Source organism: Xanthomonas hawaiiensis, assembly GCF_031834635.1.
Taxonomy (GTDB): domain Bacteria; phylum Pseudomonadota; class Gammaproteobacteria; order Xanthomonadales; family Xanthomonadaceae; genus Xanthomonas_A; species Xanthomonas_A sacchari.
In genome coordinates, this window is sequence record NZ_CP115873.1 from 3,966,178 (window position 1) to 3,988,293 (window position 22,116).

The 22,116-nt window shown below is 70.8% G+C and carries 24 protein-coding genes; 19 read left to right on the forward strand and 5 right to left on the reverse strand.

The window, feature by feature from the left end:
• Positions 1 to 235 precede the first annotated feature (235 nt).
• From PG878_RS16870 to rlmM, 6 genes are read left to right on the forward strand one after another with little or no spacing between them, the layout of a single operon-like run.
• Positions 236 to 1,012, forward strand: coding sequence for a helix-turn-helix domain-containing protein (locus PG878_RS16870; protein WP_209030668.1), 777 nt, complete (start codon positions 236 to 238; stop codon positions 1,010 to 1,012).
• A 39-nt stretch (positions 1,013 to 1,051) separates the two neighbouring features.
• The gene (locus tag PG878_RS16875) at positions 1,052 to 2,011 is read left to right on the forward strand and encodes a DMT family transporter (RefSeq protein WP_209030667.1); all 960 of its coding nucleotides are present in this window, start codon (positions 1,052 to 1,054) and stop codon (positions 2,009 to 2,011) included.
• A gap of 47 nt (positions 2,012 to 2,058) precedes the next feature.
• Positions 2,059 to 2,442 carry an STN domain-containing protein gene (locus tag PG878_RS16880; RefSeq protein WP_209030666.1) on the forward strand — a complete coding sequence of 128 codons (384 nt, stop codon included), beginning with the start codon at positions 2,059 to 2,061 and terminating at the stop codon, positions 2,440 to 2,442.
• Positions 2,443 to 2,501: 59 nt separating this feature from the next.
• Entirely contained in the window at positions 2,502 to 2,909 is a 408-nt protein-coding gene (locus PG878_RS16885; RefSeq protein WP_209030665.1) for a hypothetical protein, read from the forward strand.
• Positions 2,909 to 3,469, forward strand: coding sequence for a nucleoside deaminase (locus tag PG878_RS16890; protein ID WP_209030664.1), 561 nt, complete (start codon positions 2,909 to 2,911; stop codon positions 3,467 to 3,469). Before PG878_RS16885 ends, PG878_RS16890 begins: the two co-directional genes overlap by 1 nt.
• A 22-nt stretch (positions 3,470 to 3,491) precedes the next feature.
• A complete protein-coding gene (gene rlmM, locus PG878_RS16895) occupies positions 3,492 to 4,556 on the forward strand; it encodes a 23S rRNA (cytidine(2498)-2'-O)-methyltransferase RlmM (protein WP_209030663.1) in 1,065 nt (354 codons plus the stop codon).
• Positions 4,557 to 4,675: 119 nt separating this feature from the next.
• On the opposite strand, the gene PG878_RS16900 is transcribed toward rlmM, so the two are convergent.
• Positions 4,676 to 5,791, reverse strand: a complete 1,116-nt coding sequence (locus PG878_RS16900; RefSeq protein ID WP_209030662.1) for a Gfo/Idh/MocA family protein — start codon at positions 5,789 to 5,791, stop codon at positions 4,676 to 4,678.
• Between the two features lie 125 nt (positions 5,792 to 5,916).
• Here PG878_RS16900 and PG878_RS16905 point away from each other — a divergent pair, with 125 nt between their 5' ends.
• The 4 genes from PG878_RS16905 to PG878_RS16920 all read left to right on the forward strand — a co-directional run bounded on the left by PG878_RS16905 (position 5,917) and on the right by PG878_RS16920 (position 8,570).
• Positions 5,917 to 6,816 carry an SMP-30/gluconolactonase/LRE family protein gene (locus PG878_RS16905; protein WP_209030661.1) on the forward strand — a complete coding sequence of 300 codons (900 nt, stop codon included), beginning with the start codon at positions 5,917 to 5,919 and terminating at the stop codon, positions 6,814 to 6,816.
• A gap of 90 nt (positions 6,817 to 6,906) precedes the next feature.
• Positions 6,907 to 7,629 (forward strand): hypothetical protein, encoded by a 723-nt coding sequence (locus PG878_RS16910; RefSeq protein ID WP_010340013.1) that lies wholly within the window; start codon positions 6,907 to 6,909, stop codon positions 7,627 to 7,629.
• Between the two features lie 43 nt (positions 7,630 to 7,672).
• Complete coding sequence (locus tag PG878_RS16915; protein ID WP_209030660.1) at positions 7,673 to 8,065, forward strand: EF-hand domain-containing protein; 393 nt, start codon at positions 7,673 to 7,675, stop codon at positions 8,063 to 8,065.
• A 184-nt stretch (positions 8,066 to 8,249) separates the two neighbouring features.
• The gene (locus PG878_RS16920; protein ID WP_010340011.1) at positions 8,250 to 8,570 is read left to right on the forward strand and encodes an EF-hand domain-containing protein; all 321 of its coding nucleotides are present in this window, start codon (positions 8,250 to 8,252) and stop codon (positions 8,568 to 8,570) included.
• Positions 8,571 to 8,795: 225 nt separating this feature from the next.
• On the opposite strand, the gene comJ is transcribed toward PG878_RS16920, so the two are convergent.
• The 3 genes from comJ to ubiH all read right to left on the reverse strand — a co-directional run bounded on the left by comJ (position 8,796) and on the right by ubiH (position 11,888).
• Complete coding sequence (gene comJ / locus PG878_RS16925; protein ID WP_209030659.1) at positions 8,796 to 9,278, reverse strand: competence protein ComJ; 483 nt, start codon at positions 9,276 to 9,278, stop codon at positions 8,796 to 8,798.
• A 220-nt stretch (positions 9,279 to 9,498) separates the two neighbouring features.
• On the reverse strand, positions 9,499 to 10,677 hold the full coding sequence (locus PG878_RS16930; protein WP_209030658.1) for a UbiH/UbiF family hydroxylase: 1,179 nt from the start codon (positions 10,675 to 10,677) through the stop codon (positions 9,499 to 9,501).
• Positions 10,674 to 11,888, reverse strand: a complete 1,215-nt coding sequence (gene ubiH / locus PG878_RS16935; RefSeq protein WP_209030657.1) for a 2-octaprenyl-6-methoxyphenyl hydroxylase — start codon at positions 11,886 to 11,888, stop codon at positions 10,674 to 10,676. Before ubiH ends, PG878_RS16930 begins: the two co-directional genes overlap by 4 nt.
• 143 nt (positions 11,889 to 12,031) lie before the next feature.
• Between ubiH and PG878_RS16940 the strand changes: the two genes are divergently transcribed.
• From PG878_RS16940 to PG878_RS16980, 9 genes are all read left to right on the forward strand, one after another.
• A complete protein-coding gene (locus PG878_RS16940) occupies positions 12,032 to 12,616 on the forward strand; it encodes a hypothetical protein (protein WP_209030656.1) in 585 nt (194 codons plus the stop codon).
• A gap of 5 nt (positions 12,617 to 12,621) precedes the next feature.
• Complete coding sequence (locus PG878_RS16945) at positions 12,622 to 13,176, forward strand: cob(I)yrinic acid a,c-diamide adenosyltransferase (RefSeq protein ID WP_010340006.1); 555 nt, start codon at positions 12,622 to 12,624, stop codon at positions 13,174 to 13,176.
• 24 nt (positions 13,177 to 13,200) lie between these two features.
• Positions 13,201 to 14,106: a histone deacetylase family protein gene (locus PG878_RS16950; protein WP_209030655.1), complete on the forward strand. Its 906-nt coding sequence runs from the start codon at positions 13,201 to 13,203 to the stop codon at positions 14,104 to 14,106.
• Positions 14,107 to 14,216: 110 nt separating this feature from the next.
• Complete coding sequence (gene lptD, locus PG878_RS16955; protein ID WP_209030654.1) at positions 14,217 to 16,568, forward strand: LPS-assembly protein LptD; 2,352 nt, start codon at positions 14,217 to 14,219, stop codon at positions 16,566 to 16,568.
• A complete protein-coding gene (locus PG878_RS16960) occupies positions 16,565 to 17,926 on the forward strand; it encodes a peptidylprolyl isomerase (RefSeq protein WP_209030653.1) in 1,362 nt (453 codons plus the stop codon). The genes lptD and PG878_RS16960 overlap by 4 nt, the downstream gene beginning before the upstream one ends.
• A 3-nt stretch (positions 17,927 to 17,929) precedes the next feature.
• The gene (gene pdxA / locus PG878_RS16965) at positions 17,930 to 18,907 is read left to right on the forward strand and encodes a 4-hydroxythreonine-4-phosphate dehydrogenase PdxA (protein ID WP_209030652.1); all 978 of its coding nucleotides are present in this window, start codon (positions 17,930 to 17,932) and stop codon (positions 18,905 to 18,907) included.
• Positions 18,908 to 19,033: 126 nt separating this feature from the next.
• Positions 19,034 to 19,828: a 16S rRNA (adenine(1518)-N(6)/adenine(1519)-N(6))-dimethyltransferase RsmA gene (rsmA, locus tag PG878_RS16970; protein WP_209030651.1), complete on the forward strand. Its 795-nt coding sequence runs from the start codon at positions 19,034 to 19,036 to the stop codon at positions 19,826 to 19,828.
• Between the two features lie 326 nt (positions 19,829 to 20,154).
• Positions 20,155 to 20,538, forward strand: coding sequence for a Co2+/Mg2+ efflux protein ApaG (gene apaG, locus PG878_RS16975; RefSeq protein WP_043093104.1), 384 nt, complete (start codon positions 20,155 to 20,157; stop codon positions 20,536 to 20,538).
• Positions 20,538 to 21,455 carry a symmetrical bis(5'-nucleosyl)-tetraphosphatase gene (locus tag PG878_RS16980; RefSeq protein ID WP_209030650.1) on the forward strand — a complete coding sequence of 306 codons (918 nt, stop codon included), beginning with the start codon at positions 20,538 to 20,540 and terminating at the stop codon, positions 21,453 to 21,455. The genes apaG and PG878_RS16980 overlap by 1 nt, the downstream gene beginning before the upstream one ends.
• A gap of 129 nt (positions 21,456 to 21,584) precedes the next feature.
• Here the strand turns inward: PG878_RS16980 and PG878_RS16985 are convergent, their stop codons facing one another.
• Positions 21,585 to 22,091 (reverse strand): dihydrofolate reductase, encoded by a 507-nt coding sequence (locus tag PG878_RS16985; protein WP_209031064.1) that lies wholly within the window; start codon positions 22,089 to 22,091, stop codon positions 21,585 to 21,587.
• Between the last annotated feature and the right edge of the window lie 25 nt (positions 22,092 to 22,116).

Below are 22,116 nucleotides of genomic sequence, written 5' to 3' on the forward strand. Positions count from 1 at the left end.
TGGGCAGTTGCGATTTGCATTGTGGGAGGGGCTTCAGCCCCGACGGGCTTTACCGGTAAAGCCCGTCGGGGCTGAAGCCCCTCCCACAGTGCAATCGCAGAATCTCCCCAGTCCCGGCTTTTGTAGCCAGAAGCACCACAAATGCCGCGCACTCGCGGAAAATCCCGAATCCCGAATCCCGAATCCCGAATCCCAGCCCTTCCACCGCCACCACCGGCGCGCTAGCGTAACGGGCATGTCCCCCGCCCCGTCCCTGAGCCTGCGCAGCTACGGCCGCGATGGCGCCGCCCATCAGCATGACCACGTGCAGTTGGTGCTGCCGTTGCACGGCTCGATGGAACTGGAGGTGGACGGCCGCGGCGGCTATCTGGACCGCTTCCGCGCCGCGGTGGTCGCGCCGCAGACCCGGCATGCACAGTGCGCGCTGGACGCCAACCGCTTCCTGGTCGTCGATTGCGCCGCCGGTGCCTTCGGCGACGCTGCGCTGGAGCGCCTGCGGCGACAGCCGTTCCTCGACCTGCCACCGCCACTGCAGGATCTGCTCGCCGCCCAGGCGCCGCATCCGCACCTCGCGGTCGCTCATGCCGACGCCGGCGCCGCGGTGCTCGCCTGGCTGCAGGCGGGCACCGCGCCGCGCGGCTGGCAGCGGCTGCAGGCGCTGTGCCGACGCATCGAGGCCGCGCCCGGCCAGGACTGGCCGGTGCGGCGCATGGCGCAGGTGGCGCACCTGAGTCCGAGTCGCCTGCACGCGCTGTTTCGCACTGCGTTCGGACGCACGCCGCAGGACTGGGTGGCGGCACGGCGGCTGGACTGGGTGCGCCGACAGCTGGCGCATGGCACCCGGTCGATCGCCGACCTGGCCCAGGACAGCGGCTATGCCGACCAGAGCGCGCTGACCCGCGCGCTCAAGCGCAGCACCGGGCAGACCCCGGCCGCCTACCGCCGCCGCCATCGTCCGGCGCCAGGACAGGAGTCTGGGACAAGCCGGCCGCCGCCGGCGCCGGCATGCTGAGCCGTCACGGCTGACACGGTCGATACGGAAACGAACCGCATGCGCGAACGTCTATGGGCCGGGGTCGGCAGCGGCATGGTCGCGGGCGCGCTGTGGGGCCTGGTGTTCCTGGCGCCGCAATTGCTCAGCGCCTTTTCGCCGCTGCAGTTGGCCATCTCGCGCTACCTGGCCTATGGCGCCATCGCCGCCGTGGTGCTGCTGCCGCGCTGGCGCGCCGTGACCGCGCCGCTGGGCGCGCCCGAATGGTGGGCGCTGCTGCGCCTGAGCCTGCTCGGCAACATCGTCTACTACGTGCTGCTGGGCAGCGCGGTGCAGTGGGCCGGCGGCGCCGCCACCGCGCTGATCATCGGCCTGCTGCCGGCGGCGGTCACCGTGATCGGTTCGCGCGCGGCCGGCGCGGTGCGCCTGCGCCGGCTCGCCGCGCCCTGCGCGCTGTGCGTGCTCGGCGTGGCGCTGGTCGCGGTGCAGACCCTGACCGTCGCGCGCCCGCACATTCCCGCCAGCCTCGGCCTGCGCGCAGCGGGGCTGGCCTGTGCGGTCGGTGCGCTGGCGTGCTGGACCGCCTACTCGATCAAGAACGCGCGCTGGCTGCGGCGGCGCCCGGACCTGTCCGGCCGCGACTGGTCGCTGCTGACCGGCGTGGTCACCGGCGCACTGGCCCTCGCCCTGGCGCTGCCGGCGTTCGCGCTGGCCGGCACGCCACACGCCGGGCCCGAGTGGATGCGCTTCTGGGGCATGGCGCTGGTGCTGGCGCTGTTCGCCTCGGTGATCGGCAACGCCTGCTGGAACCACGCCAGCCGGCTGCTGCCGCTGACCCTGGTCGGGCAGATGATCGTGTTCGAGACCGTGTTCGCGCTGCTGTACGGCTTCCTGTGGGAACAGCGCTGGCCGACCGCGCTGGAACTGCTGGCGATCGCCTGCCTGCTCGGCGGCGTGCTGTGGTGCACCCTGGTGCACGCGCGGCCGCAGCCCGCTGCGCACGAAGCCAAGCCCGGTTAAGCCGCGCTGCCTAGACTGGCGCAGGTCCTCCCCACGGGAATCGCGCCATGCACACCGTCCTGCGCCGTCGCTGCCCCATCCTCGCCCTGGCCATCGCACTCGCCGGCTGCAGCGGTGCCTCCACTGCACCTTCCGGCGCTGCGCCGGATTCGACCGTCACCGCCAGCACACCGGCGAAGACCGGCAAGTGCGACGCCGTCCCCGACCATGCCTACGACCTGCCAGCCGGGCGGTTCGATGAGATATCGCAGCAACTGGCCCATGCCACCGGCTGCATGGTCGTGTACCGCGATCCCAGCCTCGCGGCGCTGCCGGTCAACGCGGTGAAGGGACAGGTCAGCATCCGCCAGGCACTGCACCAGGCGCTCGACGGCACGGCACTTCGAATCGCACAGGACAGTGCCGACGCGATGACGGTCGTGCGCCGCTGACCCGGCGGCGGTGTGGAGGGTTGCTACCATGGCCGCACTCCACCGCACGGAAGGTCGCCATGTCCCGCCATTTCGCGTCGATGCTGTGTTCCCTGTGCCTGCTCGCCGGCATGCTGCTGTCCAGCGCCTGCGCGCGCAGCGAAACCGCCAAGCCGGCGGTGCCGACACCCGCTCCGGCGGCGTCCGCGCCGGGGCTGCCGATCAAGGTCGACAGCAGTTGCCGCACCGATGCCGACTGCACGGTCAAGAACGTCGGCAACTGCTGCGGCGCGATGCCGGCCTGCGTCAACCGCGACAGCCCCACCGATCCGCAGGGCGTGATGGCGCAGTGCCAGGCCAGCGGGCGCATGAGCGTGTGCGGCTCGCGCGCGATCGCCGGCTGCTCCTGCGTGTCCGGGCAATGCAGCGCGCGCCCCGCGCAAGCCGATACACTGCGCGCCCCCCAGCCTGCCGAACCCGTCCGCTGATGCTCTACGCGCAAGTCCACCTCACCCTGCCCGCCTGGATCCACGACGCGGTCGATCCGCAGGCCGTCTACGCCAGCGATGCCGACAAGGTCGCGCTGGCGGTGGAACTGTCGCGGCTGAACGTGGACGCCGGCAGCGGCGGCCCGTTCGGCGCGGCGGTGTTCGGCCCGGACCACCGCATCATCGCCGTCGGCGTGAACCGCGTGGTGCCGCAGACCACCTCGCTGGCGCATGCCGAGAACATGGCCTACATGCTGGCCCAGCAGCGCCTGCAGACCCCGCGGCTGAACGCGGTGCTGTCGCCGGTGACCCTGGCCACCTCCTCGCAGCCGTGCTGCCAGTGCTATGGCGCGACCATCTGGGCCGGGATCGACCGCCTGCTGATCGGCGCCAGCGCCGAGGACGTGATGGCGCTGACCCCGTTCGACGAAGGCCCGCTGCCGGCGGACTGGATCGGCGAGCTGCAGCGCCGCGGTATCGAGGTGGTGCGCGGCCTGCACCGCGACGCCGCCTGCGCGGTGCTCCGCCGCTATGGCGAACTCGACAGCCCCCGCTACTGACGCCGCCGGCGAAGGCTTGCCCATGTCCTCCGAGAACGGCCCGCTGGTCCATGGCCTGCTGTGCTACTGCCGGCCCGGTTTCGAACCCGAACTGGCGGCCGAGCTCAACGCCCGCGCCGGCGAGGCCGGGCTGGCCGCCTACGCCCGCACCGAGCGCAACAGCGGCTATGCGCTGCTGCTCAGCGACACCGCGGTGCCGGCGCAGGCACTGCCCTGGCGCGGGCTGATCTTCGCCCGGCAGAAGCTGCACCTGCTGGCCGAGCTGCGCGAGCTGCCGGCCAGCGACCGCATCGCCCCGATCCTGCAGGCGCTGGCCGGGCAGCCGCGCTTCCGCGACCTGTGGGTCGAACATCCGGATTCGGACGCCGGCAAGCCGCTGTCGGGCCTGGCGCGCAGTTTCGGCAACGCGCTGCGCCCGGCGCTGCGCAAGGCCGGCCTGCTCAGCGACAAGCCGCAGCCGCGGCTGCCGCGCCTGCACGTGTGCTTCGTGACCGGCACCCACGCCCTGCTCGCGGCGGCCGACAGCGAGGACAGCGCGCCGTGGCCGCTGGGCATCCCGCGCCTGAAGCTACTGCCGGAGGCGCCCTCGCGTTCGGCCCTGAAACTGGAGGAAGCGCTGCTGGCGCTGCTGACCCCGCACGAGCGCGAGACGCTGCTGCGTCCGGGCATGCGCGCGGCCGACCTCGGCGCCGCCCCCGGCGGCTGGACCTGGGTACTGACCCGCCAGCACCTGCACGTGACCAGCGTGGACAACGGCCCGCTGCGCCAGCACGTGCTCGACAGCGGCCTGGTCGACCACCTGCGCGCCGACGGCTTCCACTGGAAACCGCCGCAGCCGCTGGACTGGATGGTCTGCGACATGGTCGAGCAACCGCGCCGCGTCGCCGAGCGCATGGCCACCTGGTTCCGCGAAGGCTGGTGCCGGCACGCGATCTTCAACCTGAAGCTGCCGATGAAGAAGCGCTGGGACGAGACCCGGCTGTGCCTGGACCTGTTCGCCGAACGCGCCGAGCGCCCGCTGCAGCTGCGCGCCAAGCAGCTCTACCACGATCGCGAAGAGATCACGGTGCTGGCGATCCCGGGCTGAGCGGTCGCGCGTCCGCATCCGGCGTTTCGTAGGAGCGGCTTCAGCCGCGACAGGCGTCATCGGGAAAGCCCATCGCGGCTGAAGCCGCTCCTACGAAGAGCGCATCGGCTCCGCCACCGCTACAGCACGATCCGCGCCCCCTCCTCCCGCGCCGAACGCTGGATCGCATCGACGATGCGCATGTCGCGCAAGCCTTCCTCGCCGGGCACGCGCAGCGGCGTGCCCTGCAGGATCGCCAGTGCGTCCTCGTCCATCTGCAGCGCCTGCTGGTGGTGCACCCGCGCGTCGAACAGGCGGCCATCGCTGGCCCGGCCGCGCACGCCGTCGTAGGCCTGGAACGGCGCCAGTTCGTACCAGCCGTTCGCGCACTCGGCGCGCAGCAGGTTCATGGTGCGGCCGAAGCTGGCCGCGCAGCTGGCGGTCACCTCGTGCGGGAACTCCAGGGTGAAGTGCATGTGCTCGTCGACCTCGTCGAACAGCGCCGGCCGATCGGTGGAACGCCGCGCGCTGACCGCCACCGGCTCGGCGCCGGTCGTGTAGCGCGCCGCGTTGAGCGGGTACACGCCCATGTCGTACATCGCGCCGCCGCCGTACTCCGAGCGCAACCGCCATGGCCGCTGCGCCGGGTCGGTGTCGCCATAGCCGGCATAGCCCGCTTCCGCGCGCACGCTGCGCATCGCCCCGAACGGACGTTCGCCGGCCAGGGCGATGAGGCGCCGGGTGTTGGGCTCGTGCTGCATGCGGTAGCCGATGCTCAGCCGCACCTTGTTGCGCGCGCAGGCCGCGATCATCGCCTGCGCCTGCTCGGCGTGCAGCGCCATCGGCTTCTCGCACCACACGTGCTTGCCGGCGGCCGCGGCGCGGATGCTCAGCGGCGCATGCAGATGGGTGGGCGTGACCACGTAGACCACGTCGATGTCCGGGTTGTCGGCGATGCGTTCCAGCTCGTCGTAGCCGTAGACGTTGCGATCCGGGATGCGGTAGCGCGCCTGCCACTGCGGGATCTTCTGCGGCGAGCCGGTGACGATGCCGGCCAGGCGGCAGTGCCTGGTCAGGGCCAGGCCCGGCGCCAGACGGGTGCTGGCGTACTCGCCCAGCCCGACCAGGGCCACGCCCAGCGGCTTGCGGCGCCGTGCCGGCATGGCCGCCCAGGCCGACGCTCCGAGCACGCCGGCGGCAGTGACGGAGAGACCGGCCAGCAACAGGCGGCGGCGATTCGGCGAGGACGGCTCCATGCGCAACTCCGACCGGAAGGATTCTCCACCCTAACCGCTCGTGCGGCATCGGCACTGTGAGCGCCATCGCGCGATGCGCCGGGGCCTCTGGCACACTGCCACCTCCCCCGCCGTCCGGACACCCGATGCGCTGCCGCCCACTGCTTGCCGCCCTCGCCCTGCTGCTGGCTGCCCCGGCCGGGGCACAGGAGACCCTGTTCCACGCCCGCGACCTGGTCGGCGACGGCGTGTTCACCGACAAGATCGAAGGGCCTGCGACCGGCCCCGATGGTGCGCTGTACGTGGTCAACTTCGCCCACGACGGCAGCATCGGCCGGGTCCAGCGCGATGCGAACGGCCACGCGCAGGCCAGCCTGTTCGTGGATCTGCCTGACGGCAGCATCGGCAACGGCATCCGCTTCGATCGCCGCGGGCGCATGCTCGTGGCCGACTACGGCCAGCACCGCATCCTGCGCATCGCCCTGCCGAGCAAGCGCATCGAGGTCTACGCCACGCTGCCGGGCGCGTTCCAGCCCAACGACATCGCGATGGCGCCGGACGGCACCGTGTACGCCAGCGACCCGGACTGGAAGCACAATGGCGGCCAGCTGTGGCGCATCGATCGCGACCGCAGCGCGCACCTGATCGAGACCGGCATGGGCACCACCAACGGCATCGAGGTCAGCCCCGACGGCAAGCGCCTGTACGTCAACGAGAGCGTGCAGCGGCGGATCTGGGTCTACGACCGTGCGGCCGACGGCACCGTCTCGAACAAGCGGCTGTTCGCCAGCTTCGCCGACGCCGGCCTGGACGGCATGCGCTGCGACGTCGACGGCAACCTGTACGTGGCCCGCTACGACGCCGGCAAGGTGATCGTGCTGGCGCCCGACGGCACGCTGCTGCACGAGGTCGCGACCAAGGGCCGCAAGCCCACCAACCTGGCCTTCGGCGGCGCCGACGGGCGCGATGTCGACGTGACCCTGCAGGACCGCGGCGCGATCGAAACCTTCCGCAGCGACCGCCCCGGCCGCGAGCACGGACGCTGAGGGGACGGGTGGGATGCGTATCGCAGCGGCGTCTCAGTCCGCGCAATGGTGGCCTGGCATCCTGGCTGCACTGACTGGAGGGCCGCGCACATGCAGCCGATCGAACTGAACAACCCGGCCGGCTTCGCCGACGAATTCCTGCGCCTGACCCTGTTGCAGGGCTTCCAGTCGCTGACCAAGCGCGACCTGGAACTGCTGATCTTCGTGTTGCTGGAACGCGACGGCGCGATCTCGCGCAGCGATTCCAACAACGCGGTGGCGATGCGCCTGCGGGTGACCCCGGCCAAGGTCAAGGGCCTGCGCCGCGACGGCTATGCGCGCTGGCGTGCGCTGGTGCCCGAGGACAACGAGGCGGCGCTGCAGCGCATCGTCGCCACGGTGCTCACCGAGGACAACCTGCGCGCCGGCGCCAAGCACGTCAGCGAGCGCAGCAAGAAGGACGGCTTCCTGGCGATCCGTATCGAACACCCCGACGACCAGCAGCGCTTCGAACAGGCCATCGTCGACGTCGGCGCCATGCCCGTGTACGAGCGCAACCGCGACGTGATGGCGGTGCGTTTCGACACGCTGCTGAAGATCGCCGAGCGCTGGGGCTATCTGCAGCCGGAGCCGGAGAAGGTGACGCAGGAACTGCAGAAGCTGGCGCCCACCGCCGAAGAGGTCGCCGACCTGTTGAAGAAGGACGTGAGCAAGCTACGCTGGGAGGACGTGCGTCGCGCCCTCAACAGCCTCGGCGCCAAGGCCGTCGCCAGCACCGCCGAGGGCGGGCTGAAGGGCCTGTTGAAGCTCGCGTTTCCGTTCATCCCCGGCTGAGCCGGGACCGCCATCCATCGCCATACCGGAGTCCGTTGTGTCCATGTCCTGCCGTTCCCTCGTCCTGCTTTGCCTGTGCGCCTGCGCCGCGCCGGCCGCGGCGCAGAATCTCAACAGCACCTCCAGCGCCACCACCGAACCGCTGCGCGATGCGCCGGTCAACGTGCGCGCGCAGCCGCTCAGCAACGGCGTGGTCACCCACCAGGTGCAGTTGCCGGCCACGCCGGGCGAAGCGCAGGTGACCGTGCGCAGCATCCAGCCGGATCGCGTCGCCGGCAGCTACCGCATCGACTTCGAGGCGCTGGACACCGACCACGATGGCTACATCAGCCGCAGCGAGGCGCAGGCCAACCCGTCGCTGGCCGACGAGTTCGACGCGCTCGACACCACCCACAGCGGCCGCCTCAGCCGCGCGCAATTGGCTGGCTGGCTGTAGCCGCACCACATGCGTCCGGCGCCGCCGTGGCGGGCGCCGGCGCACCCTCGATCGTGTTGCTGGCGCATTGGAAACGCTTGCTAAACAGCGCCGGCACGCAGATGCGAACGCCCGATTTTTTTAGCGTCGATTAATTCGGCCAGGCATATGTTCTTGACTCCTTCCCAGCAACAGGAGTCGTGCCATGAACCGCATCGTTCCTCGTCTCGTCCCGTTCGCGTTCGCGCTGCTTGCCGCGCCGGCGCTGGCCATGGCGCAGTCGGCGCCGGACGAAGTGACCCTGCACCAGAACGGTCAGATCATCAACGTCACCTCGGTCGAACCGAACTCGATCGTCGGCGACTACCACATCGATTTCGCCAAGCTCGACCGCAACCATGACGGCTACATCAGCCGCGCCGAAGCCAAGGCCGACCCGACGCTGTACGCCGAGTTCGATGCCGTCGACGTGCATCACCACGGCCGCCTGAGCAAGGCCGACCTGGAAGGCTGGATGTCGACGTGACGCGACTTACGCGTCGACCGATCCGCATCCTTCCCACCATACGCGCCGCCTGCGGCTTCCCCGTCGCATGCGGCGCGATTGTTTTCTGACGCGGCAACACCGCAGACACCAAAGACGCCCAGCGCGTCGCGCCATCGCTTCAGCGCAGTGCCGCCGCCGCATCGATCGCCGCGCGCGTCATCCAACACACCGTCCATCTCGCCTCGCCCGCCGCGCCGACGAGCGCTACAGCGTTCCTTCCTGCAGCGGCGCATCCTGCGTTCCGCCCCAGGGATCGTCCAGCAGATAACGCGCCGCCAGCGGTTGCGCTGCCGGCACCAGGGTGAGCCGGTAATACACCTCGTCGTCGCCTTCGCAGACTTCGTAGTACAGCGCGTAGTCGCCAGGCTGCAGCGCAAGTGTCACATCGAAGGCCTCGGCGGCAGACGCCACCTGCACCCGCGCGTCCGGATTCACCCGGAACGGCACCTGCATGCGCCGCTGCGCGCGCGGATCGGGTGCGAACGCCGCGGCCAGCGCCAGGTGCACCTGCGCGCCGAACGCGTCCTCGGGCAACGGGTCGAACACCACATAGTCGCGGTGCAGGATCGCTCCCTGCTCCAGGTTGCGCGGTCCCCAGCGGCAGGCGGCTTCGTCGAACGCGCGGGCGCGCAGTTGCAGCTGGCTGTGGGAAATCAACAGATCCACGGTCTGTGTCGCGTCTTGCATCGTCATCCTCCATGGCAGGGACGCGGCCTGCGTGCTGCGCTTCGCGCCCTACCCTCACCCCAACCCCTCTCCCGAGGGGAGAGGGGTTCAAGCAACCAGCCGAAGCTGGCTCTTCCTTCTCCCTCCGGGAGAAGGTGCCCCGAAGGGGCGGATGAGGGTACGGGCGCCGCTCGGCGCGTGATCGAATCCTGCGGCCGCCGCGTCCGGCCGGGGCGTGCACTCACACGCCGGAAGCGCGCTTCCAGAAACCGTGCATCAACAACGGCAGCTTGCCGGCCAGGCCCAGCAGCGGGCCGCGCAACAGGGTGAGGTGCAGCTCGTCGTTGGAGAACAGCCGGTTGATCGCATCGAAGCCGTAGGCGGCCACGGTGTTGTCGCTGCGGCGACCGCGCGCCCAACGCGCCAACCGCTGCGGCGCCGCCCAATCGACCCGCTGCGCCTGCGCCTGCCGCACCAGCGCCGCCAGCGCGGCGACGTCGCGCAGGCCGAGGTTGACGCCTTGCCCGGCCAGCGGATGCACCACGTGCGCGGCATCGCCCAGCACCAGCAGGCGGCCGCGCTGGTAGGCCTCCACCAGTTGCCGGCGCAGCGGGAAGCCCAGCCGCGGCGACAGCGCGCGCACCGCGCCCAGGCGGGCGCCGAAGGCCTGGGTCAGTTCGGCGCCGAACGCCGCATCGTCCAGCGCCAGCACCCGCGCCGCCTCGGCGTCGGGCAAGGTCCACACGATCGAACTGCGGCCGTCGGCGAACGGCAGGAACGCCAGCGGCCCGCCCGGCAGGAAGCGCTGCCAGGCGGTGTCCTGATGCGGTTGTTCGGTCTGCACGAAGGCGACCACGCCGCGCTGGCCGTAGTCGTGCGCCGGCGCGTCCAGCCCGGCCAGGCCGCGCAGGGTGGAATCGGCGCCGTCGGCGGCGATCGCCAGGCGCGCGTCCAGCCGGCTGCCATCGTCCAGGCGCAGGCGCGCACGCTCGGCCGACGGCTCCAGCGCCTCCACCCGCGCCGGGCAATGCACCTGCACACCGGCCGCCGGCAGCGCCGCCCACAGCTGTTCGACCAGCAGATTGTGTTCGACGATCCAGCCGAGCTGGTCGCGGCCCAGGGTGTCGGCGTCGAAGGCCAGCTCGCCACCGCCGCCGGCATCCCACACGCGCATGCGCCGGTACGCGCTGGCGCGCTGCGCCAGCACCTGCGGCCACACGCCCAGGCCCTGCAGCAGGGCTGCGTTGTCCGGGGCGAAGGCGTACACGCGCAGATCCGGCGTGTCCGCCGACCAGCGCGGCGGTTCGCGACCCTCGACCAGCGCCACCGCCAGGCCTTCGCCGGCCAGGGCCAGCGCACAGGCCGCGCCGACCACGCCGCCGCCCACCACCACCACATCCAGCACGCCACGCCGGCTCATGCGCGCGTCTCCCGGCACAGCTGCGGCACATCGCCGCGGAAGCCCATCGCGCCACCGACCAGGAACGACTGCAACGGCGCGGCCTGCGCCGCCGCCAGCAGGCCCAGGCTGCGCAGCGGGCGCAGCAGCGTGGCCGGATTGGCGGTCAGCCGCGCCAGCCCGCCGGAGAACGCCACCGTACGCTGGCGATCCTGTTCGCGGCGCTGCGCGTACTGCTGCAGCAGCGCCGGCGCGCCGGGGTCGGTGCCGTCGCGCTCGATCAGCTCGGCCAGGGTCAGCGCATCGCGCAAGCCCAGGTTGAAGCCCTGCGCGCCCAGCGGGTGCAGGGTCTGCGCGGCATTGCCCAGCAGCACCGCGCGCGCGTCGGTCAGCCGCTCGGCCAGCACCTGCACGATCGGGTAGGCGCTGCGCTCGCCGCTGCCGAGCAGGCGGCCGACGCGCCAGCCCAGCGCATCCTGCAGGCGCTGCAACCAGGCGCCCTCGTCCAGCGCGGCCACCGCATCGGCGTCCTCGGCGGCGACCGCGTGGATCGCGCCGTAATGGCGATCGCCGCGCGGCAACAAGGCGGTCGGGCCGTCGTCGCGGAAGCGCTCGTAGGCGGTGCCGTCGGGCTGGCGGCTGCCGCGCACCCGCGCCACGAACAAGGTCTGACGGAAATCGTGGCGCGCCGCGGCGATGCCCAGCGCTTCGCGCACCGCGCTGGCGCTGCCGTCAGCACCGACCAGCAGGCGCGCGTGCAGGACCTGCTCGCTGCCGTCACTGGCGATGCGCAGGCGTCGCTCACCTTCCTCGGTGTCGGCCTCCAGCGCCACGAACTGCGCCGGGCGATAGCGGGTCAGCCGCGTGGTCGCCGCCAGGCTGGCCTCCAGCGCCTCGCCGAAGTCGCGCGCCACCACTACCTGGCCGAAGGCCTCGCGCGCGTAGTCGGCGGCTTCCAGCCGCACCCGGCCGAAATCGCCGGCGCGGCTGACGTGGATGCGGCGGATCGGGCCGGTCGGCGCGCGCAGCCGCTGCATCACCCCGAGCGCGCTCAGCGCGTTGACCGTGGCGGCGGCGAAGCTGAGATTGCGCTGGTCGAACACCGGCGGCAACGCGCCCGGCGGCGCGGCCTCGACCAGGCCCACGTCGATCCCCAGCCGGTCCAGGGCGATGGCCAGGCTGGCGCCGACCAGGCCGCCGCCGACGATCACTACGTCATGTCGTTTGCTCATCCGGCCATGATACGACCGGCACCCGTCTGGCCGGTGAGCGCCACCGCCCAGCTTGCGCACCGTGGCGGCAGCGGCGCACGGCGCTCGCGCGCGCCGCGCTTCCAGTAGAATCCGGGGTCTTACGTGCCCCGGTGCCCGCCGCCATGACGCCTTCCGCCCACCGCCTCCCCGCCCTGCTGCTGCTGACCGCGCTGCTGGCCGCGACCCGCATCAACCACTTCGGAGCGATCCCGGACGCGTCGTGGGCGGTGTTCTTCGTCGGCGGCTTCTACCTGCGCAACTGGACCCGCTGGGCGTTCCCGCTGCTGATGGCGCTGGCGGTGCTGGTCGACTACCTGGTCATCCGCAGCCAGGGCCTGGATTTCTGGCAGCACTACTGCGTGTCGCCGGCCTACTGGTGCCTGATCCCGGCCTACTTCGTGCTGTGGGCCGGCGGCGCCTGGCTGGCGCAGCGCTACCGCGGCGCCGACTGGCGCGCCCTGGGCCTGGCCGCTGGCAGCCTGCTGGTGGCGGTGGCGTTGTGCCACCTGCTGGCGCAGGGCAGCTTCTACTGGGTCAGCCGCAGCGTGCCGCACCCGACCCTGGCCGGCTGGTGGCAGAACTACAGCGACTGGCTGCTGCCCTACCTGGGCAGCGCCAGCCTGTACGTGGCGCTGGCCGCGGCGATCCAGGTCGGCGTCGAGCAGCTGGCGCGGCTGGGCCAGCGCGGCCAGCCGGTCGGTCACTGACCGGGATGGGCAACCGCCTCTCCAAGATCTACACCCGCACCGGCGACGACGGCAGCACCGGCCTGGGCGACGGCAACCGGGTCGGCAAGGACTCGGCACGGGTCGCCGCCTACGGCACCGTGGACGAGGCCAACTCGGCGATCGGCGTGGTCCTGGCCTGCCCGCTGGCCGAGGACGTGCGGCAATTGCTGACCGCGATCCAGCACCAGTTGTTCGACCTCGGCGGGGAGCTGTGCATCCCCGGCCACGCCGCGATCCATGCCGCCGACATCGATGCGCTGGAACGGCACCTGGACCGCTACAACGACACCCTGCCGCCGCTGCAGGACTTCATCCTGCCCGCCGGCGGCGAGGCCGCGGCGCGCTGCCACCTGGCCCGCACCATCGTGCGCCGCGCCGAGCGCGAGACGGTGGCGCTGTCGCGGCAGGACGCGGTGCGCCCGGAAGCGGTGCGCTACCTGAACCGCCTGTCCGACCTGCTGTTCGTGCTGGCACGGGTGCTGGCGCGGGCCGACGGCCACGGCGAAGTGCTGTGGCGCCACGACCGGCGCCAGGCCTGAGCGACGCCCGGGCCGCGGCCGCGCATGCTGATCTACACCCATCCTGCCTGCCTGGGCCACGCGCCCGGGCCGGAACACCCGGAACGGCCGCAGCGCCTGGAGGCGGTAACCACCGCGCTGCGCGAGGCCTTTCCTGCGCTGGAATGGCGCGAGGCGCCGCTGGCCAAGCTCGGCGACCTGGCCCGGGTCCATGAGCGCGACCTGATCGATCGCGTCCTGGCCGACCTCGACGGCCCGCAGATGCTCGACGTGGACACGGTACTCGCGCCCGGCTCGCGCGCCGCCGCGCTGCGGGCCGCCGGCGCCGGCGTGGCCGCGGTGGACGCGGTCATGCACGGCGTCAGCGATACCGCGTTCTGCGCAGTCCGCCCGCCCGGCCACCACGCCACCGCCGACACCGCGATGGGTTTCTGTCTGTTCAACAACGTCGCCGTGGCCGCCGCCCACGCCCGCGATGCGCATGGCCTGGAGCGGATCGCCATCGTCGATTTCGACGTGCATCACGGCAACGGCACCCAGGCGATCTTCGAGCGCGAGCCCCGCGTGCAGTACCTCAGCACCCACCAGTCCGGGCTGTTCCCGCACACCGGCGGGGTCCACGACCGCGGCGTCGGCAACCTGCACAACGCGCTGCTGCCGCCGGGCAGCGGCGGCTTCCGCTTCCGCAACACCTGGGTCGACCAGTTGCTGCCGCTGCTGGACGCCTTCAAGCCGCAGCTGCTGCTGATCTCGGCCGGCTTCGACGCGCACATGCGCGATCCGCTGGCCGACCTGATGCTGGACACCGAGGACTTCGCCTGGATCACTGCCGAGCTGCGCGCGGTGGCACAGCGGCATGCGCGCGGCCGGGTGGTGTCCCTGCTGGAAGGCGGCTACGACCTGCAGGCCCTGCGCGAAGGCAGCGTCGCCCACGTCGACGCGCTGCGCTGAGCGTCCCGCCGGCCCGATGAACCCCGTCCCCCGCGCCGGGGACGCCTTCATTGCCCCTATGCACAGGATGGGGCAAGCTAGCGACCGTTTTCGCCCGATACCTGACGCGCGTGCGCCGAACCCTTCGCCTGCTCCCTCTTCCGTTCAGTATCGCCCTGTGCCTGCCGGCAGTGGCGGCTGAAAAGCCGCCGAACTGGGGCCTGTGCCCGACCCCGGACGTGCTGCCCAAGTTCGACGACGCGCAGCAGCCGGATCCCAAGCTCGCGCAGAACCGCGACCAGCAGCCGACCAATATCGAAGGCGACCAGCTGTCGGGCACCACCACCATCCCCAACTACACCGGCAACGTCGCGCTCAAGCGCGGCGACCAGTTCATGGGCACGGACAGCCTGCGGGTGGACACCGAGACCGGCAACTACATCGCCGAGGGCCACGTGCGCTACCAGGATTCGTCGATCCGCATGATCGCCGACCGCGCCGAGGGCAATCAGGACACCGATACCCACAAGATCACCAACATCCGCTACCAGCTGCTGGCCCGCCGCGGCAACGGCAAGGCCGACTCGGTCGACCTGCAGGGCGCGCTGGGGCAGATGCACCGCTCCACCTACACCACCTGCGACCCCTCGCAGCGGGTGTGGGAACTGCATGCGCCGGAAATCGACGTCGACAACGACGAGGGCTTCGGCACCGCACGCAACGCGATCCTGAAGGTCTACAACGTCCCGATCCTGTACGCGCCCTGGTTCAAGTTCCCGATCGACGATCGCCGCAGCAGCGGCTTCCTGTTCCCGGCGATCGGCATGTCCAGCCGCAACGGCTTCGACTACACCCAGCCGTACTACCTGAATCTGGCGCCGAACTACGACGCCACCTTGTATCCGCGTTTCATGGCCCGCCGCGGCCTGATGCTGGGCAGCGAATTCCGCTATCTCTACGATGGCGGCAAGGGCGAACTGCAGGCCGCCTACCTGCCAGACGACAAGCTGCGCGACAAGGATCGCGGCCGCTTCGGTTACCAGGGCTACCACAACATCAATTCGCAGTGGCAGGCGCGCGCCTCGCTGGCCTGGGTCAGCGACGAGCGCTACACGGAGGATTTCTCCAACCGTCTGCTCGGCAATGCGGTGTCCAACATCCAGAGCCAGATCGGCGTCTACGGCACCGGCGACACCTGGACCGCGGGCGTGATGGCCGACCGCTGGCAGCTGACCGACTACACCCTGACCGAGGACGCGCTGCCGTACAACCGTCAGCCGCGCGCCTTCTTCAACTGGGACCAGTCGTTCGGCAACTATTTCGAAGCCGGCCTGTACAGCGAAGCCGTACGTTTTGTGCACGACGACATTCATGAGAAGACCACGGACGGCACTTATGAGCGTACCGGCAATGTCACCGAAAAGCCCGGCGGCAGCCGCCTCGACCTCAAACCCTACATCTCGATGCCACTGGCTGGCGCCGCCTGGTTCCTCAAGCCCACCCTGGCCTGGCGCTATACCGCCTATCAACTCGACAAGGACCTGGCGGCCACGCTCGGCGGCGACACCACGCCCTCGCGCAGCCTGCCGATCGCCACCGTCGATGCCGGCGTGTACTTCGACCGCGACACCAAGATCGGCAACACCAACTATCTGCAGACCCTGGAACCGCGGCTGTTCTACCTGTACACCCCATACCGCGACCAGAACGACCTGCCGATCTTCGATACCCGCGAGTTCACCTTCAGCTGGGGCCAGTTGTTCCGCGATTCGCGCTACACCGGCGCCGACCGCCAGAACGACGCCAACCAGCTGACCATGGCGTTGAGCTCGCGCCTGCTGCGCCAGGACGACGGCAAGGAAAAGCTGTCGGTCAGCCTGGGCCAGATCCTGTATTTCAGCGATTCGCGGGTCAGCCTGCCCAACAGCGACACCACGATCGAGCAGGGCAAGTCGGCCTGGGTGGCCGATGCCAACTACATGATCAACGACCGCTGGAACCTGGGCGCCACCTACCAGTGGGATCCCAAGTACCGGCGCAAGGACCTGGCCAGTTTCCGCGCGCGCTATCTGATGCCGGGCGACGGCATCGTCAACATCGCCTACCGCTATCGCCGCGACCTGCTGGAGCAGGCCGATGTGTCGTTCCTGTACCCAATCAACCCGACCTGGAGCGTGGTGGGCCGGCATTACTACTCGCTGATGGACAAGAAGCCGTTGGAAAGCATCCTCGGCGTGCAGTGGGACAGCTGCTGCCTGGCGGTGCGGGCGCTGGCGCGGCGTTACGTGCGAAACCGCACCGGCGCGCTGGATACCGCGTTCCAGGTCGAGTTCGTGCTCAAGGGCCTGTCGTCCCTGGGCCAGGACACGGACCGCGTTCTGCGCCGTGCTATTCTCGGCTACAACCGCGACGACCTGTACTTGGTCCCGCCCAGCAACACCACGACCGATCCGGACGCTTACGATCCGAACCAGATTCCATGACCAAGACCCTTTCTGTAGTTCTCGCCGCCCTGATGGCGGTCGCCGGCGTGTCCGCTCCGGCCGCCGCGCAACAAACCCAACCGCTGGACCGCATCGCCGCGGTGGTCGACGAGGATGTCGTGCTGCAAAGCGAACTGGATCGTGCCGTGCGCAACGTGAAGGCGCAGTATGCCGGTCGCGAGGCGCAGCTGCCGCCGGATAACGTGCTGCAGCGGCAGGTGCTGGAACGCCTGGTCCTGGTCAAGCTGCAGGTCGCGCGTGCCAACAGCACCGGCATCCGCGTCGGCGACGACGAACTGAACCGCGCCATCGCCAGCATCGCCCAGCAGAACGGCACCGACGTGGACGGCCTGCGCAAGAAGCTGGCCGCCGACGGCATGTCCTACACCGACTTCCGCAACTCGGTGCGCGACGAGATCACCGTGCAGCGCCTGCGCCAGAGCTTCGCGCAGAGCCGCATCAACGTCAGCGAGGCCGAAGTCGACGCAGCGCTGGCGCAGCAGGCCACCACTGGTGCGCAGTACCACCTGGCGCACATCCTGGTCGGCCTGCCGGAAGGCGCCACCGCCGAGCAGATCAAGACCGCCCAGGGCAAGATCGACGGGGTCAAGACCCTGATCGACAAGGGCGAGATCGACTTCAACGCCGCGGCGGTGCGCTACTCCGACAGCCCCAATGCGCTGGAAGGCGGCGACCTGGGCTGGCGCAGCCTGGACGAAATCCCCAATGCGTTCGCGCAGCTGATCCGCGACATGAAGCCGGGCCAGGTGGTCGGCCCGCTGCGCGGCCCCAGCGGCTTCCAGTTGCTGAAGCTGGTCGAGGTGCGCGACGCCTCGGCCAATCCGGAAAAGAAGACCGTCACCGAGTACCACGCCCGCCACATCCTGATCCGGGTCAACGACGCGCAGCCCGATGCGGCCGCCAAGGCCAAGATCGAGACCCTGCGTGCGCGCATCGCCGGCGGCGCCGACTTCCAGGCCGTGGCCAAGGAAGCGTCGGAAGACACCAACAGCCGCAGCCAGGGCGGCGATCTGGGCTGGTTCCCGGCCGACGCGTTCGGCCCGGACTTCGGCCGCCAGGTCGCGAGCCTGCAGGATGGCCAGGTGTCGCAGCCGTTCCGCACCGAGGCCGGCTGGCACATCGTGCAGCGCGTCGCCGAGCGCCAGACCGACGTGACCAGCGACACCCAGCGCGCCCAGGTCCGCGAGACCATCGGCCGCCGCAAGCTGGAAGAGGAATACAACCGCTTCCTGCAGGAAATGCGCGGCGAAGCCTACGTCGACCTGCGTGTGGGCAACACCGACGCCGCCACCGCGCCGGCGGCCACGCCCGCGCCGGCGCCCGCCGCCAAGCCCTGACCCATGCGCCCCTCGCTCGCGCTGGTGCCGGGCGAGCCGGGCGGGATCGGCCCGGAGCTGTGCGTGCGGCTGGCGCAACAGCCGCGCCACGACTACCAGCTCCTGGCCTTCGCCGATCCCGACACCTTGCGCGCCGCCGCGGCGGCGCTGTCGCTGCCGCTGCAGCTGCTCCCCGAATCCAGCCCCGCCCTCGCCCCTGGCGACCTGCGCCTGCGCACGGTCGCCAATGCCGCGCCCAGCCGCTTCGGTGCGACCGAGCCGGCCAATGCCGCGGCGGTCATCGCCGCGCTGACCCAGGCCGCCGACGCCTGCCTGACGGGCGAACTGGCCGGCATGGTCACCGGCCCGGTGCACAAGGCCGCGATCAACGCCGGCGGCATCGCCTACACCGGCACCACCGAACTGCTGGCCCAACACGCCGGCCGCGAGGTGGTGATGATGCTGGCCAACGCCATCGTGCGCGTGGCCCTGGTCACCACCCACCTGCCGCTGCGTGCGGTCGCCGATGCGCTCACCCCGACCCTGCTGGAGCGCAGCCTGCGCATCACCGAGGCCGCCTTGCGCGGCGAGTTCGGCATCGCCGCGCCGACCATCGCCGTGCTGGGGCTGAACCCGCATGCCGGCGAGGACGGCCATCTGGGCCTGGAGGAGATCCAGGTGATGCAGCCGGTGCTGGACGCCTTGCGCGCGCAAGGCATGCGCCTGCTCGGCCCGCTGCCGGCCGATACCGCGTTCCTGCCGCAGAAGCTGGCGAGCGTGGACGCGGTGCTGGCGATGTACCACGACCAGGGCCTGCCGGTGCTCAAGTACAGCGGCTTCGAGCAGGCGGTGAACCTGACCCTGGGCCTGCCCTACCCGCGCGTGGCGGTCGACCACGGCACCGCGCTGGAGTTGGCCGGCCGCGGTGTCGCGGACCCGTCCAGCCTGTTCGCCGCCACCGCGCTGTGCGCGCAACTGGCTGCGCGCCGCGCGCAGTCCTAGCTGCCGGGCCGAGCGCGTTCGGCGCGCTGTCGCGACCAGGTTCCCGGTCATGCCGGTCGCGGCTGAAGCCACGCCTACGTCGCCGCAGGCGCGCGCCACCCCGTGCATGCCGATAAAATGCCTGGCATGACCTCCTCCTCCGGCTTCGGCGCCCCGGCCAAGAAATCCCTCGGCCAGCACTTCCTCAGCGATCGCCACTACATCGACAGCATCGTCCGCGCGGTCGATCCCAAGCCGGGCGATCGCCTGGTGGAGATCGGTCCCGGCCAGGGCGCGATCACCTTCCCGCTGCTGCGCCGGCATGGCCAGCTGACCGTGATCGAATTCGACCGCGACCTGATCGCACCACTGACCGCGGCGGCGGCCGACGTCGGCACCCTGACCATCCTCAACCGCGACGTGCTGTCGGTGGATTTCGCCGCCCTGGCCGAGGGCGCACGCATCCGCCTGGTCGGCAACCTGCCGTACAACATTTCCTCGCCGATCCTGTTCCATGCGCTGGACCACGCCGCGGCGATCGCCGACATGCATTTCATGCTGCAGAAAGAAGTGGTCGACCGCATGGCTGCCGACCCCGGCAGCAAGGTCTATGGCCGGCTCAGCGTGATGCTGCAGGCGTACTGCGAGGTGACCTCGCTGTTCGTGGTGCCGCCGGGCGCGTTCCGGCCGCCACCGAAGGTGGACTCGGCGGTGGTGCGGCTGGTGCCGCGGCCGCCGCAGACGGTGGGCATCGCCGATCCGAAGCGCTTCGCCGATGTGGTCCGCGCCGCGTTCGGGCAGCGTCGCAAGACCTTGCGCAACGCCTTGAACGGCGTCTGCGATGCCGCCCAGTTCGAGGCCGCGGGCGTGCGCCCGGACGCGCGCGCCGAGCAGCTCGAGGTCGCCGACTTCGTGCGCCTGGCCAACGTCGCGCACGCCTGAGCGAATTCCGCATCGCGCGGCATGCGTGATGCGAACGCCCCGCGAGCGTCGCTTTGCACCGTGCACACCGGCGCAGGCAGCGCAGGCCGGCCTGCGCCGCGGCATGGCGACGACGGCGCCGCCGCGACGCCACAGCGCGGCCAGCCACACCACCCGGGCCACCTCTCCAACGGCGGTCCTGCTGACCACTGCCCGCGCAACAGGAAGCCCATCCAGGCGGCGCACCCGCGCCGCAGCCAGGGCCACTGTCACGCGCCAGCGACGTGGCGATGGCAACCGCTGACGCATCTCGCCTCAAACGGCAAAACACGCTCTAAACTGTGGGGATGAACGATGACGCCCCCTATCGGATCGAGGTCGAAGTGTCGCCCCGATTCCTCGACGACCAATCGGCGCCGGAGGACGGACGCTACACGTTCGCCTACACGATCCGCATCCACAACCGCGGCCGCGTCGCCGCGCGCCTGATCGCCCGGCACTGGGAGATCACCGACGGCAACGGCCGCATCGAACGCGTGGACGGCGACGGCGTGGTCGGCGAACAGCCGCGGCTGCGTCCGGGCGAGGATTTCCGCTACACCTCCGGGCTGGTGCTGGAGACCGAGCACGGCACGATGCGCGGCCACTACGACATGGAGGCCGACGACGGCACCCAGTTCATCGCCGCGATCGCCCCGTTCGTGCTGTCCGTGCCACGGACCCTGCACTGATGGCGGTCTGGGCGATCGGCGACCTGCAGGGTTGCTACGACATCACCCAGCAGTTGCTGGAGAAGATCCGCTTCGATCCGGCGGTGGACCGGCTGTGGTTCTGCGGCGACCTGGTCAACCGCGGCGGGCAGTCGCTGGAGACCCTGCGTCTGGTGCACTCGCTGCGCGAGCACAGCGTGGTCGTGCTGGGCAACCACGACCTGTCGCTGCTGGCGATCGGCGAGCGCAGCCCGGACGAGCAGCGCAAGGTCAACCCGGACCTGCAGCGCATCGTGCTGGCCGAGGACCGCGACGAACTGCTGACCTGGCTGCGCATGCAGAAGCTGCTGCACGCCGACCGCCAGCTCGGCTGGATGATGATCCACGCAGGCCTGGCGCCGAAATGGACCACGGCGCTGGCCGAGAAGCACGCACGCGAGGTCGAGCAGCAACTGCACGGCAACGGCTATCGCAAGCTGTTCCGCAACATGTACGGCGACCGCCCCGCCTGGTCGCCGGGCCTGACCGGTTACGACCGTTCGCGCGCGATCATCAACCTGTTCACCCGCGCCCGTTACTGCACCCCGCGCGGACGCATCGCGATCGAGGAAAAGGGCACGCCCGGCACCCAGGCGCAGGGCCTGTACCCATGGTTCGAAGTGCCGGGACGGGTCGAGCGCGACCTGAAGATCGTCTGCGGGCACTGGTCGACGCTGGGCCTGACCATCACCCAGGGCGTGCACGCGATCGACACCGGCGCGGTCTGGGGCGGCAAGCTCACCGCCCTGCGCCTGGACAGCGAGGACCTGCAGGTCGTGCAGGTCCCCGGCCGGCCAGTGCAGGGACCGCCGCCGGCGGCGCGCAGCGGCACCCCACGGCGGCGCAGCGCGCCGAACCGTGGACAGGCGCCGGCTGCCTCTGCGCCCGAGCAGGAGTGAGGTCTCGCGAGACGGTGCATGTCGTAGGAGCGGCTTCAGCCGCGACAGGCGTTCCCGGGAATGCGCGTCGCGGCTGAAGCCGCTCCTACGACAATCCCGGCATGTGCGCCGGCATCCGCCAGCCGCTACTTACACCGCGCCAGATCGGCGCCGGTAGTCCACGAACTCGAAGGCCAACGCGTGCCGCGCATCGACCGGATGCGCCTGCCGCGCCACCACTTCCCACTGCGCCGGATCGAACGCGGGGAAATGCGCATCGGCACCGTCGACCACGGTGTCGACATGGGTCAGGTACAGCGCCTCGGCCAACGGCAGAGCCAGGGCGAAGATGTCGCCGCCGCCGATCACCGCCAGCTCCGTCGCGCCGGACGCACGCGCCGCGTCGATCGCCGCCTGCAGCGACGCCACCGCCTGCATGTCCGCGAACGGCACCTGCCCGGAACGGGTCATCACCAGGTTCAAGCGCCCGGGCAGTGCGCGCCCGAGCGACTGCGCGGTCTTGCGCCCCATCAGCACCGGCTTGCCGAGGGTCAGCGCCTTGAACCGCTTGAGATCGTCCGGCAGGCGCCACGGCAAGTCGTTGTCGCGACCGATCGCATTGGCCCGATCCAGCGCCGCGATGAGGCTCAACTGCAGAGGGTGGCGCGTAAGCGGCGCCGCA

Bases quoted from the DNA above. Each gene is read 5' to 3' on its own strand.
- apaG (WP_043093104.1), top strand. From the start codon at position 20,155: ATGAACGATGACGCCCCCTATCGGATCGAGGTCGAAGTGTCGCCCCGA.
- PG878_RS16945 (WP_010340006.1), top strand. From the start codon at position 12,622: ATGGGCAACCGCCTCTCCAAGATCTACACCCGCACCGGCGACGACGGC.
- PG878_RS16960 (WP_209030653.1), top strand. From the start codon at position 16,565: ATGACCAAGACCCTTTCTGTAGTTCTCGCCGCCCTGATGGCGGTCGCC.
- PG878_RS16890 (WP_209030664.1), top strand. From the start codon at position 2,909: ATGCTCTACGCGCAAGTCCACCTCACCCTGCCCGCCTGGATCCACGAC.
- PG878_RS16870 (WP_209030668.1), top strand. From the start codon at position 236: ATGTCCCCCGCCCCGTCCCTGAGCCTGCGCAGCTACGGCCGCGATGGC.
- PG878_RS16950 (WP_209030655.1), top strand. From the start codon at position 13,201: ATGCTGATCTACACCCATCCTGCCTGCCTGGGCCACGCGCCCGGGCCG.
- PG878_RS16905 (WP_209030661.1), top strand. From the start codon at position 5,917: ATGCGCTGCCGCCCACTGCTTGCCGCCCTCGCCCTGCTGCTGGCTGCC.
- PG878_RS16930 (WP_209030658.1), bottom strand. From the start codon at position 10,677: ATGAGCCGGCGTGGCGTGCTGGATGTGGTGGTGGTGGGCGGCGGCGTG.
- comJ (WP_209030659.1), bottom strand. From the start codon at position 9,278: ATGCAAGACGCGACACAGACCGTGGATCTGTTGATTTCCCACAGCCAG.
- ubiH (WP_209030657.1), bottom strand. From the start codon at position 11,888: ATGAGCAAACGACATGACGTAGTGATCGTCGGCGGCGGCCTGGTCGGC.
- PG878_RS16910 (WP_010340013.1), top strand. From the start codon at position 6,907: ATGCAGCCGATCGAACTGAACAACCCGGCCGGCTTCGCCGACGAATTC.
- PG878_RS16900 (WP_209030662.1), bottom strand. From the start codon at position 5,791: ATGGAGCCGTCCTCGCCGAATCGCCGCCGCCTGTTGCTGGCCGGTCTC.
- rlmM (WP_209030663.1), top strand. From the start codon at position 3,492: ATGTCCTCCGAGAACGGCCCGCTGGTCCATGGCCTGCTGTGCTACTGC.
- pdxA (WP_209030652.1), top strand. From the start codon at position 17,930: ATGCGCCCCTCGCTCGCGCTGGTGCCGGGCGAGCCGGGCGGGATCGGC.
- PG878_RS16980 (WP_209030650.1), top strand. From the start codon at position 20,538: ATGGCGGTCTGGGCGATCGGCGACCTGCAGGGTTGCTACGACATCACC.
- PG878_RS16920 (WP_010340011.1), top strand. From the start codon at position 8,250: ATGAACCGCATCGTTCCTCGTCTCGTCCCGTTCGCGTTCGCGCTGCTT.
- PG878_RS16875 (WP_209030667.1), top strand. From the start codon at position 1,052: ATGCGCGAACGTCTATGGGCCGGGGTCGGCAGCGGCATGGTCGCGGGC.
- PG878_RS16880 (WP_209030666.1), top strand. From the start codon at position 2,059: ATGCACACCGTCCTGCGCCGTCGCTGCCCCATCCTCGCCCTGGCCATC.
- PG878_RS16940 (WP_209030656.1), top strand. From the start codon at position 12,032: ATGACGCCTTCCGCCCACCGCCTCCCCGCCCTGCTGCTGCTGACCGCG.
- PG878_RS16885 (WP_209030665.1), top strand. From the start codon at position 2,502: ATGTCCCGCCATTTCGCGTCGATGCTGTGTTCCCTGTGCCTGCTCGCC.
- PG878_RS16915 (WP_209030660.1), top strand. From the start codon at position 7,673: ATGTCCTGCCGTTCCCTCGTCCTGCTTTGCCTGTGCGCCTGCGCCGCG.
- rsmA (WP_209030651.1), top strand. From the start codon at position 19,034: ATGACCTCCTCCTCCGGCTTCGGCGCCCCGGCCAAGAAATCCCTCGGC.